At 41.1% G+C, this 12,157-nt stretch carries 11 protein-coding genes and 1 pseudogene; all 12 read right to left on the bottom strand.

Features of this window, described 5'->3' with window-relative positions; genetic code table 11:
- Positions 1-197: 197 nt before the first annotated feature.
- The 12 genes and pseudogenes from ACFQZ9_RS07640 to ACFQZ9_RS07585 all read right to left on the bottom strand — a co-directional run bounded on the left by ACFQZ9_RS07640 (position 198) and on the right by ACFQZ9_RS07585 (position 11,957).
- A complete protein-coding gene (locus ACFQZ9_RS07640) occupies positions 198-1,313 on the bottom strand; it encodes a M20 metallopeptidase family protein (RefSeq protein WP_498943044.1) in 1,116 nt (371 codons plus the stop codon).
- 163 nt (positions 1,314-1,476) lie between these two features.
- A complete protein-coding gene (locus ACFQZ9_RS07635; RefSeq protein ID WP_498943042.1) occupies positions 1,477-2,592 on the bottom strand; it encodes a M20 metallopeptidase family protein in 1,116 nt (371 codons plus the stop codon).
- 290 nt (positions 2,593-2,882) lie between these two features.
- Positions 2,883-3,527, bottom strand: coding sequence for a GntR family transcriptional regulator (locus ACFQZ9_RS07630; protein ID WP_198309644.1), 645 nt, complete (start codon positions 3,525-3,527; stop codon positions 2,883-2,885).
- Between the two features lie 120 nt (positions 3,528-3,647).
- Positions 3,648-4,835, bottom strand: a complete 1,188-nt coding sequence (locus ACFQZ9_RS07625) for a M20 family metallopeptidase (protein ID WP_498943040.1) — start codon at positions 4,833-4,835, stop codon at positions 3,648-3,650.
- An 89-nt stretch (positions 4,836-4,924) separates the two neighbouring features.
- Positions 4,925-5,070 (bottom strand): annotated as a pseudogene (locus ACFQZ9_RS07620) (MFS transporter); the annotation flags it as partial.
- A gap of 91 nt (positions 5,071-5,161) precedes the next feature.
- A complete protein-coding gene (locus ACFQZ9_RS07615) occupies positions 5,162-5,782 on the bottom strand; it encodes a phosphoribosyl-dephospho-CoA transferase (RefSeq protein WP_498943038.1) in 621 nt (206 codons plus the stop codon).
- On the bottom strand, positions 5,776-7,464 hold the full coding sequence (mdcD, locus tag ACFQZ9_RS07610; protein ID WP_498943037.1) for a malonate decarboxylase subunit beta: 1,689 nt from the start codon (positions 7,462-7,464) through the stop codon (positions 5,776-5,778). Before mdcD ends, ACFQZ9_RS07615 begins: the two co-directional genes overlap by 7 nt.
- Positions 7,454-7,753: a malonate decarboxylase subunit delta gene (locus tag ACFQZ9_RS07605; protein WP_198309640.1), complete on the bottom strand. Its 300-nt coding sequence runs from the start codon at positions 7,751-7,753 to the stop codon at positions 7,454-7,456. The genes mdcD and ACFQZ9_RS07605 overlap by 11 nt, the downstream gene beginning before the upstream one ends.
- A 17-nt stretch (positions 7,754-7,770) precedes the next feature.
- The gene (locus ACFQZ9_RS07600) at positions 7,771-8,640 is read right to left on the bottom strand and encodes a triphosphoribosyl-dephospho-CoA synthase (protein WP_498943035.1); all 870 of its coding nucleotides are present in this window, start codon (positions 8,638-8,640) and stop codon (positions 7,771-7,773) included.
- Between the two features lie 16 nt (positions 8,641-8,656).
- Positions 8,657-10,303 carry a malonate decarboxylase subunit alpha gene (gene mdcA, locus ACFQZ9_RS07595; RefSeq protein WP_498943034.1) on the bottom strand — a complete coding sequence of 549 codons (1,647 nt, stop codon included), beginning with the start codon at positions 10,301-10,303 and terminating at the stop codon, positions 8,657-8,659.
- A gap of 34 nt (positions 10,304-10,337) precedes the next feature.
- Complete coding sequence (locus ACFQZ9_RS07590; protein WP_498943033.1) at positions 10,338-11,273, bottom strand: ACP S-malonyltransferase; 936 nt, start codon at positions 11,271-11,273, stop codon at positions 10,338-10,340.
- A gap of 36 nt (positions 11,274-11,309) precedes the next feature.
- A complete protein-coding gene (locus ACFQZ9_RS07585) occupies positions 11,310-11,957 on the bottom strand; it encodes a GntR family transcriptional regulator (RefSeq protein WP_198309637.1) in 648 nt (215 codons plus the stop codon).
- Positions 11,958-12,157: the final 200 nt, after the last annotated feature.

The raw sequence follows: 12,157 nt of genomic DNA, 5'->3' as shown, positions 1-12,157 counted from the left end.
TTTATTGTAAAAGGTTGTCCGAGTTTTTTTTATATCGTCTGCTAGATTCGATGATATGATTTATATTCAAATTACAAACTTTTAGACCTGAATTTAAGGATAAGAATTCTTCTCTCTTTATGACATTAAAAAAGTTAGCATGAACATTCTTCATGCTAACTTCCTAATTTTTACAAGCTTTCCAATTTAACTTTCCTTTACTGTTCAGCAAGTCCTTTGAACAATTCCACTCCTGTTTCGATAAGATCATCTTTGAAGTCATACTCATAGCTGTGCAGGTTGGGATAGTTTTCACCGTTTCCAATATAGCAATAGGAACCTTTTATGAGTTTCGTGTAATGGCCGAAATCCTCTGATGCACGAACTGCATTCTCCAACTCAACCATCGGTATGCATTTTTCTTTGCAGACCTGACGAATCTTGTCCGAACTTTCTTTGTTGTTTACAGTTTCCGGGAATTCATCCTGATATTCAAATTTTACCTTCAGGCCATCTTTTTCCGCCTCATTCTTCGCAACATTTTCCAGATTCTTCTGAAGCCTGTCCATCTCTTCCTCGTAATAGGCACGAATCGTCATTCTCAATACTCCCTTGCTGGCATTGACACCGAATGCTTTTGCGCCAATATCAACCTGAACAATCGTACATAGAACAGTACCCTTATTATTCTTAGAATCTGTGAATCTAGGAATTGCATCAATAATCTTCGCAATCGCGAAAGCAGGATTGATGCCTTTCTCCGGTTCACTTGCATGAGAAGGTATTCCTTCCATATAGATGTTCATACCCTTTGAAGCATACTGCGCTGTTCCATCAATAACATAGACAATATTATGTTTAAATCCGCTAATATTGTGATACCCAAAGATTTCATCAATATTGTTTTCCTTGATAAATACAGAACACTCAGCAGCACCGTCACCTGTTTCTTCTGCGTGCTGGAATAAGAAGAAGATATTATTATCTGAGCCTTTCTGATCAATTTCAAGGGCGAAACCCGCCAAAGTTGCCGAGTGACCATCATGCCCGCATTTGTGTGATACCCCTGGGAATTGGGATCCATAAGGAAGATCGATGGTTTCCTCAATTGGAAGAGCATCGAAATCAGCACGAAACGCTATATTTCTTTTACCTATACTAGAATGATAAATGGCATAGAACCAACGGCCCCTGTCCACAATTTCAAGTTTTGTATTCGCTTTGAGGAAATCTATTAAATGCTGTTTCGTCCATACTTCATGATTGGATAGTTCCGGATGGGCATGAAGTTCATGACGGAGCCGAACCGCTAAATCAAGATTTTTCTTTTCCAATTCATTTCCTCCTATTAATCTATTGTATATCTAATAATTAAAAATGGTTAGATTGATAAATCAAATACAAGCTGCACCTTATGGGCAGCTCGACGATAAACCATTATATATACGTAATAAATATTGAAACAGGTAAAAACATGTTTTCTATTAAATAAGGTTTTTACAGATCAGCTAATCCTTTAAATACTTCTACACCGGTTTCGATAAGATCATCTTTGAAGTCATACTCATAGCTGTGCAGATTCGGATAATCCTCTCCATTTCCAATATAACAGTAAGAACCTTTTGTCAATTTTGTATAATGGCCAAAATCTTCAGAACCACGGAACGCCTCAGTTAGCTCTTCCATTGGAATCCCTTTTTCTTTGCAGACCTGACGAATTTTGTCAGAGCTTTCTTTGTAGTTTGCCGTTTCCGGGAATTCATCCTGATATTCGAAGCGTACCTTCAGACCATACTTCTCTGCTTCGGCCTTCGCAATATCTTCCAAATTCTTCTGTAATCTATCCAATTCTTCTTCATAGAGTGCACGAATCGTCATTCGAAGCGCCCCCTTGCTGGCGTTGACACCGAATGCTTTTGCACCAATATCTACCTGAACAACAGTACAGAGAACAATTCCTTTATTGGTTTCGGGGTCAACAAATCCAGGGATCGCATCAATTATCTTCGCAATAGCGAAGGACGGATTGATTCCCTTTTCAGGTTCGCTGGCATGAGATGGAACACCCTCCATTTGGATCGTCATACCTTTAGATGCACAGTGTGCTGTCCCATCAATAACGAAAACGGTATTGTGTTTAAAGCCGCTCATATTATGCCAAGCAAAAATTTCATCAATGTTATTTTCCTTGATGAAAACAGCGCACTCGGCAGCACCGTCCCCTGTTTCCTCCGCATGCTGAAACAGGAAGAAGACGTTATTATCGGAACCCAATTGATCAATCTCAAGGGCAAAACCTGCTAGAGTTGCAGAGTGTCCGTCATGTCCACATTTGTGTGAAATCCCTGGAAATTGAGAGCCATATGGGAGATCAATGGTTTCCTCGATTGGAAGAGCATCAAAATCTGCGCGAAAAGCTACGTTTCTTCTCCCTACCTTAGAATGATAGATGGCATAAAACCAACGGCCTCTGTCTACAATTTCAAGCTTCGTGTTTTCTTTGAGGAAATCAATTAAATGCTGCTTTGTCCATACTTCATGGTTTGATAATTCCGGATGAGCATGAAGTTCATGACGAAGTTGAATTGCCAAGTCTAGATTTTTCTTTTCCATATTCCATTCTCCCCTTAGATTTATGATCTTTTGCTATTTTCCTTAAAACGCTTTCACTTTTGCAAAAGTCTAGCAATCCATGGTTGTTCCTTAACTAAGATTTTACATTATTCAAGTTCAAACTAAGGATTACTAAAAAAGGCTAAAATATAATCAAAAATATTCAGTCTTTTTCAATGAATATTTTATTATCTGTATATATTATATTATATACTTTATATTTAACAGTCAATAAAAAAACGATTTTGTCGCTGTTGGACAAAATCGTTTTCTTAACCTCAGTTCATATTCTATAGCTGCAGGTTCTCGACCTTATGAATATTCCAATGTACGTCTTTCATGAATCTGGCTAATTCAGCAGAATCCTTGCTTTTAAAAAGTTCCATCATCGTCCTATGCTCATCATTTATTTGCGATAGTCTTTCCTTTAGTTGATCCTTTGGACCAATTTCACCTAAATTTATTAAAAACTTCTTTTCTAATTGTAGCAGTAGATCTACTAGGCTTTTGTTGGGGCAGATTTTTAAATAAACACCATGAAAAGCTTGCTGCATCTTATCATACATCCGGTAATTCTCTGTATTAATGGCAAGATCAATACTTTGGATATAAAATTCCATCTCTTTTATGTCCTTCTCCGTTAAAAGCGGAACCGCCAGTGAAGCAGCCAGACCATCCAATGCACCGATGATGAAATATGTTTCTTCCGCCTCTTGTTTTGTAAGGCTTTTTATGACGAACCCTTTTCTTGGAACATTGTCAAGCAACCCCTCTGATGAAAGCTGTATGAGGGCCTCTCTTACCGGTGTCCTGCTGACTTTCAGCATTTCGCAAATATGATTTTCATTTACCTTTTTACCGGGAAGCAATTTTCCACTGTTAATTTGCTCAACGATATAGTTATACACATGGTCTTTTAGCGATAAATATTCCATTTTAGAGTCTCCAATTATATTGTATATAATTGGATTTTATATTATTATAAGATTTTTCTCAAATATTTCTTATCTTTTTTACCTTTTAAAAATATCCAACGCGACATTGAGTATGTCTTGTTACTCTAACCCATAGTATCCACAAACAACATAACCTACTGATTTCGCAGCTACTATGAGTGAATCCTCATCAATATCGAATTTTGGATGATGGTTGAAAAATGGCTTTTCCACTCCTTTTGGGGTACAACCAATATAAAAATAACAACCAGGAATTTTTTCTAAATAATAAGCAAAGTCATCAGATGGTGACATCATTGGATATTCTTCTACTTCCTTTATATCCGGGTCATTCGCACTTTCCAGGCTTGCTTTTACCGCTGCCGTAACCTCTGGATCATTATAAAGCGGCGGATAATCGGAAGTGTAGGTTAACTCACATTGGACACCAAATTCCGCTTCAATTCCGCTAACAATACGGCGAACTTCTTTTTCAATAATCCCCTTTGTTTCCACCGTCATGTAACGGATATCCCCCTCAAGTTCCACACGGTCTTTAATGACATTGAATGTACCCTTTCCATCAAAGGAACCTATCGTGATTACACCAGCGTCAAAGGGATTTAACCGCCGGCTTATAATCGTTTGTACGGCTGTAACAAAATATGAGCCGGCAACAATCGCATCGTTTGCCCTATGCGGGGAAGAGCCGTGCCCCCCGACTCCTTGAATCCCAAGTTTAAAATAAGATCTCCCGGCAAACGAAAAACCGCTGTGATAGCCGATATGACCCGCTGGAGCTATGGGAAGTAAGTGAATCCCAAAAATATTGTCTACATCATCCAGCACACCAGAGTCTACGATACTTTTTGCTCCACCAGGAGGTACTTCTTCTGCATGCTGATGGATGATTTTAATTGATCCAGGTATTTGATCTTTTAATTGGATCAGGCAATCCGCAAGAATCATTAAATAGGCCGTATGCCCATCATGACCACAGGCATGCATAACCCCTTCATTCTTTGATTTAAAGGGAAGCTCTGTTTCTTCCAAAATGGGAAGGGCATCAAAATCGGCACGAAGCGCAATCGTTTTTCCAGGCTTTCCACCATTAATTGTGACGATGATTCCATATCCATTTCCTACATTTCTTTGTACCTCAACATCCTTGCCGTTGTAATAATCAGCAATATATTGAGCCGTTTTTTCTTCTTTAAAAGACAACTCAGGGTTTTCATGTAAATATCGTCGAATCTGAATGATTTCATCTTTACGACCTTCTAACATTTCAATTAATTGTTTTCTCATTTAAATACCTCCCAGAATCGATGCCCTATCCATGGAAAACTATCGACTTGTTTATTCAGTGACTGTGCGGGAGAAATCCAGTGAATCACCTGCACATATGTATTAGCTACAATTAGTGTGCCCGCAATTGCATTTAATAAGAAGTTAAAAATCGTTGCACTATTATAAGGTTTATTTTAAATAAGCGAAAATCAATAAAGCTTTCTGGTTTATGTTTTTCATTGATGATAAAGATATTACTAACTCTAAAGGAAAGGATTTTTCCTTTTTAATAAACAAAAAGAGGGTCCCTGTAAGTTTATACCCCAGCGATCCCCTATCCTTACCTAAAATATTTTAGTTTCGGCCCAAGGGTTGCTACTCAGCTTGGGCCCAAACATTGTTTTTAACAAAACCGTTCCGGTATCTCTTGCATATTCCAAGAGCGAAAATCCCCCTTCAGTGGTTTCTACTTGCAGGTCCACTCTTACCGGGCAGTTCTTAAATTCCTTTGCAATCTCTAAAGCTTTATTTACAGGCAATGGTTTCGGTGCACGAATGATTATGTCTAAGTCGCTTTTTGAAGTAACGGTTTCTACTCCGCTGGCAAGCTCAAAACCGGCACTTCCTCCAGGTCCCCATGAAAGCCCGTATCCCTCCAAAATGGCTTCCGCAAACTCCATCGCCAAAAAAACTGGGGATAGTTTCTTTTTCCACAGATTTCTTTCTTTTAGATGTTCAGGTTTTATCTGTTTTAGCACACAATCCACTGGTAAAAATGCCCCACACCGCTCGTTTCTTGCCTTCCCCCTAATACCTATTGCCACCTGCCCTTTCGGAGCATGTACTCTGCGAACGACAACATAAGGGGCTTTCTTTAGTGATTGAACAGCCCATTGGGGTATGGGAGAATGGCTGATAATATCGTCATGCGAAATCTTCAGTAAATCATGTGTTTCTATCACCATTGCTCTGCCAGCCTTTTTCGTACAAGTATGGAAGCTGACCGACCGCCATGTTTAGCAAACGAAGAGGTAAGTCTGTTGCTTAGATTTCTTGGATTTTTTTTGATATCTTCAATGGCCTCAACTAATTTTCCTTTGACAGAAGTAAGGTCAGAATCTGTTGGGGAATCCACATTAATCCCATCCATAAGGGCAAACAAGGCACCTAGTTTTTCGAAGGAACAAATGTCATATGCCATTGCCGGTACCTTTTTTGTTGCATCCTCTAATTCTTCGATCGTCCGCTGCGTAATTCTAGCTGCTGATTGTTTAGACATGACATGCACATTTACACCTTCATCATCTAAAGCAACCAATCGGTTGGCTTGCATGCCGTGGGAAAGAAAAGCTCCCGAAATCGCTTTTCCCGGTATGAAGGCAATGACCGGATGGCCCGCTAACCTTGCAGAAGCATAAGCATCAACCGCTGCAGCACATGATTGATGGATTCCGAGCAATTCTTCCCGATACCCATATGCCTGGCTTGGTACATCAACAATTGCCACAATTGCCCTCTTCTCCTGGCCGCGGTCTTCCTCGATTGCATCACGAATATGTTTGGCTATCATCCATCCCTGTTCAAGTCCAACTTCCCCCTTACGCGCCCTCGGGAAACGGCTGAATGGATCCGGGACTACTGCTAGAAAACGTGCCTGCGCGCCCCCAATATAGGAATCAGCGCAAAGAACAGAATCAATTTTACCGATAGTTGAAGTGCCCATTGTTAAAAGATTAAACCATTTATGTCCCCTGCTTAAATTTCCATTTTCCTGAATGGTTTTCCCATAGCTGATTTCAGAAGGTTTACCATGCTCGGATTGCTTCCATAGAAATCGTGCTTCTTCCGGGTTAATTGGATTTGCCGGATCAACAGATTGTAAAAAAGATAGATATCTTTCAACCTGTGCACTTCTGGGCATCATTTGAGTCCCTTTCGCCATAGCAGAAAGAATTGCCTGCTGAAAGGCTTCAATATCATCATCGACAACTAGATCAGCAAATCCAGAAGCTTCTCTTTGAATTCCGCCAATGGTACTCCAAATTAATTGGCGGTCCATCGAATCAAATTCCTCAACTCCTGCTTCTTGCTCAATTACCTCTGGACCGTTTAGACCGAGCCTTCCTTCACGGGTCATGATAATCGTACTGCATAATCCAGCAGTAATGGACATCCCCCCGAATGCCCCGATCTTCCCAGGGATAATTCCTATAACTGGTACGTACTCTCTGAGCTCGACGATGGCTGCCCCAATTTCTGCAATCGATAAAAGACCGTAGTTTGCTTCCTGCAGCCGCACTCCCCCCGTATCAAAAACCATTACAGGGTACACGGCTCTGCCCGCCTTATTATCCTCCAAAGCAAGTTCTAATGAACCGGCAATTTTCGCGCCAGAAACCTCTCCAATTCCTCCTCCTTGAAAATTTCCTTCAATTGAAATAACTAATAACGAAAAGCCGCGAAGTTCTCCCCTGGCGATCACTACCCCATCATCACTTTGTGGCACAATCCCCTGAGGTTCCAGATGGGGTGACTCAATGCCGGAAAATGGGCCCAGTATTTCCCTGAAGCTAGTTTCACCTAGCAAAGCACGTGCCCGCTCACGTCCGCCGCATTCTACAAAACTATTTTTTAGCTTATTTTGCATAACTCGCCACCTCCAATGCCTGTGACAGTCTTAAACTAACAACGCCTGGGGTTGCACCGAAATCATTGATTTTAATCGTTGCAGAAACATCATGCTGCGTAAAAAACCTCTCCAAGACAGCTCTCCATGTTTCCCTAAAACCCGTAGTTCCTGTACGTACAAGAATTTCTGCGTAACCTCCATCGGAAGGTTCCATTAAAATTTCCAAATCCCCTGATCCAACTACACCTACATGTGAGAATGATTCCAAATTTTTTGACGCAGGAAAACAAAACATTAATTTTTCCAAATGGGTACCCTCCCTTTTTAATGAGCAAGAATGGTTTGAGCTGTAAATAAACTCGTATTTTTCCGATAAAGATCATCTAGGAATAATGTAGCCGCAAGCAAATCGGCACTTCCGCCCGGGGAAGCATTGCACTCAACCAGAAATTGATCAAGCTCTTGAAAAAATTTCCACCCTGACTTTGTCCAAACTCCACCTGATAAAAGGATTGCAGCAGAAAGTTTTTTTGTTCTTGACAATGCCTGTTCCCCTCCCCGATGTAAAATGCAAGTGTCATCAAGATTTGCCATTAGAGCAATTAATACATTGAGCTTGCACAGGTCTTCTTTAATACCTTTTCTCCGGGCATCATAAAGAATTGGCAACGATAGATTTCTAATATGCGGGAACCCTTGCTGTGCTTCACCAAGAGCTCCCTTCACACCATATTTTTCTATTACTCTTGTACCATTTGTCATTTGTTTTGGCCGATTTCTGTCCGGGAAGAGGGCTAGCTTCCCTGCCTTTAAAGTAATCTGTTCCATTGAGCACTCTCCCGGGTTCAACGATGCACTTGAAACAAGCAGGCCTAATGCCCATATCGCCCCTTTGTGTGTATTTATACCTCCCGTAGCGTGAAACATATCGATTTCCCCTTGGCGCCCGATAGCAGCGATTTCTTCCCTTAATTCCTGGGAAGGGGTTCTTCCCCAACTTACTTGAGCAATCTCACTAAAGGCCGGCTCTAAGGACCTAGCTGATTTCACCATTAATTCAATTGTCATGTCGTGGTGGGAACCTGAGTTATTTCGATCAACGAGCCCCGGCTTTGGCGTAAGTTCTGCTTCCTCCATCAGTGCTTGTACTGCCATAATCGCTAGATTCTTAGTGTAAGTTTGTATTGTTTTCATTGTTATAGACACCTAGTTACCAACTTCGGAATTTAGCAGGAGGTTCATATAATCCATCTGACCATTCTACCAGCTCTTCTACATTTTTAGCTGCCAGCAGCGAGCGCTTTGCATCGGTTCTTCTAATGCCAAGGTCTTCAGGGAGGGCAATTAGTCCTTCTCTTCTTAATTTATCTGTTTTTCGGACATCTGCTTCAAGCCCAATCGGGGTAACTCCTGCAATCGCTGCAATCGCTTGCCTGCGTTCTTCCATGCTGTTCGCCTTATATAAATAGGCAATCCCTTCTTCTGTGACAATATGGGTGACGTCTTCACCGTAAATCATGACAGGTGCTGTTGCGAGCCCAGCATCGTTTTTCACATCGAGAGCATCCAAGGATTCAACAAAAACAGGTTTATTACCATTTTGGAATGTTTCCACCACCTGTACCACCAGCTTTTTGCCACGTGCAAGCGGATCATCACTTATCTTCATATCCAGCCAAGCATCGGAAGAATGTCTTCTTCCCCCGGGATCATGCCCCATATTTGGCGCCCCGCCGAAGCCTGCAAGCCTTCCACGGGTAACGGTCGAGGAATTTCCAGCTGCATCAATTTGCAGACTGGAACCAATAAACAGATCGACAGCATATTGTCCTGCCAGCTGGCATAAAGTCCGGTTTGAACGCAAGCTGCCGTCCCGGCCTGTAAAAAAAACATCCCGTCTTGAGGCCACATATTTTTCCATTCCAACTTCGCCGCCGAAGCAATGAACACTTTCCACCCAGCCGCTTTCAATCGCAGGGATTAAGGTCGGATGCGGATTCAAAGCCCAATGTTTGCAAATTTTCCCTTTAAGCCCAAGCTTTTCTCCATAAGTAGGCAGCAGCAATTCAACAGCTGCCGTATTATAGCCTACTCCATGATTTAATGACTGCACCTGATGCTTTTCATAGATGCCACGGAGAATCATCATCGCTTGCAGAACCTGAATATCTGTAATATGACGAGGGTCCCGGGTAAAAAGAGGCTCCAACTGGTAAGGATTATCAGCGACTACGACAAAATCAATCCATGACCCGGGTATATCCACCCGTGGAAGTTCATCCACTAGTTCATTCACTTGGGCGATCACAATTCCATCACGAAAAGCCGCAGCCTCAACTAATGTCGGAGTCTCCTCCGTGTTTGGTCCTGTGTATAAATTACCGGCTGCATCTGCTTTGTCAGCTGCCACTAGTGCCACTGACGGGGTCAAGTCAATAAACAGCCTTCCATACAGCTCGACATATGTATGAATCTCGCCCATCGTAAGCTTTCCGTCTTCCAACATTTGTGCCATTCGAAGGCTTTGAGGTCCAGCATAAGAAAAATCCACTTTTTTTGCGATACCGGATTCAAATATTTCTAGATGCTCCGGCCGGGAAATACTTGAAATAATCATGTGCAGATCAAACAATTTCTTGGGGTCTACTTGAGCAAGGGCTTTAGATAGGAAGGATGCCTGCTTTTGGTTATTGCCCTCCAAAACTACGCGGTCACCAGGCAGGATTAAGGTTTCAAGCGCCTCAACAATTTTACTTGTAGGAATAATCCTACCTGAGGTGATGGCTTTCATCTTCTCCAGTCTTTTTTCCTTTGCTTCCAATCGAGTTTTCCAAGAACGTTTTTTAATTGCCTGCATTCCTGCTTTCCCCTTTCCAATTTTGATTTTCACCTTACTTATTTTGATTACAGAACCTTTTACCCAGAAACAAACAATTTCTAAATCCATTCTCCTCTAAGGAAAGAGACCGGGCACCCGGCAACGCTTTTTTAGATAAACCTGCTAAGACATTTCCTGGAGGCATTTCAATAAAAAGTCTTGAACCATTTTCACAAAGGATGGAAGAAATATTATGCCACATGACTGGATGGGAGACGTTAAAGGCAAGGTCCTCTCTAATCTGATGAGAAGTTCTTAAAAGTCTCGCTGTTCGGTTACATGAATATGGAAGTACGGGTTGACGAAACTCAACTTTTAACAGTTCCTCATATAATACATGGGAGACGGGGTTCATTAAAGAGCAATGGGAAGGAATGGAGACGTTTAAAAGTTCTGCAGTTCTTGCCCCTCTATCCCTGGCGTGGTGGATAACCTTGTTGATAGCTAGAATTGAACCTGAAATTGCGATTTGATCAGGTGCATTAATATTTGCCGTGTAAATTGGATTCTTTTCTGTAAAATAAATTTCAACCATTTCTTTCACTTTCATTTGATCAAACCCTGTAATGACGCCCATTCCATATCCCTCAGGATAGGCCTTCTCCATTAGCTGCCCTCTCAGCTTAATTAACCTTAATGCATCCGCAAATTCTAATGATTTACATGCAACAGCTGCACTAAAAGCCCCCGCGGAATGACCTGCCGCAAAATCTGGATACACTCCTTCCGACTCAAAGGCTTTTAATACGGCAACAGAGGAAACAAGCAGACAAATTTGAACAGAAACAGTCGATTCTAAAGCTTCCTTCGAGGCAAAATTGTAAATACTTTCATCAAGGATCTCACTTGCCTCTACCAAGGCCGCTTCAACTGCTGGATGCCGAGGGAGTTCATCCAGCATATCGGGCTTTTGCGAACCTTGACCGGGAAATAAAAATGACAATCTCATACTTTCACCACCTTTATAGTTAAATCACTGATTCTTTTAACCTAGCTTTTTCTTCATATTGGAGATTACATCCTCATTATGCCGTTTCAGAAGATTGGCAGCATCCGTAATTTTTCCTTCTCTTAAAAAACTGATTAACATTTCGTGCTCTCTTACTGACTTTTCAATGCTACCATCGTTTGTAAAAGAAATACTCTGTATCCTTAAAAGCGGCCATCCAAGACGTGAATACATAGTTTTAATCGTCTCACTCTTACTCATCTCTACAAGTGTCATATGGAAGGAGTGATTTAATTGTGTGTATTGATGAACATCCGTAACACCCTTCATATCTGCTAAAATATCATTCATTTTTAACAAATCAGCTGAACTGGCCCCATTTCTTTGGATACGATCAATTGCCATCATTTCAAGCATATTCCTTATTTCAAGAAGGTCGTATATTTCATTCTCTGTATACTCCTTTACGACGGCACCCTTTCTTGGGATTCTTTCCACAAGACCTTCTATGGAAAGTAAGTAGATTGCCTCTCTGACGGGAGCACGGCTCGTTCCATACTCTTCAGCATAAATATGTTCGATCAGTTTCTCCCCAGGAATTAATTCTCCCTTTAAAATCTGTTCCGTAATATGTTCAGCAATATGATTGGATAATGCATTTTGAGTGAATTTATTCGTTTTCATGACAAGGTCTCCTTCTGTAAATTTAATTTGGTCGACTGTCGATTTTATTATAGCGCTTCTATTTTTAAATTTCAATATTTTTAGAAAATTTAAAAAAGTAATTGACTTTTCCTTTTCTCCCGTTTTATTATTTGTTTTAGAATACAGTCGACTGTTGATTCTTATTTTGCAAGCGCTTACCCTTCATTTCCGTATCCTTA

Origin of the sequence: Neobacillus sp. GCM10027624 (genome assembly GCF_042675345.1) — a bacterium.
Lineage (GTDB): Bacteria > Bacillota > Bacilli > Bacillales > Cytobacillaceae > Neobacillus > Neobacillus cucumis_D.
This window is presented reverse-complemented; position numbering and strand designations above follow the sequence as displayed.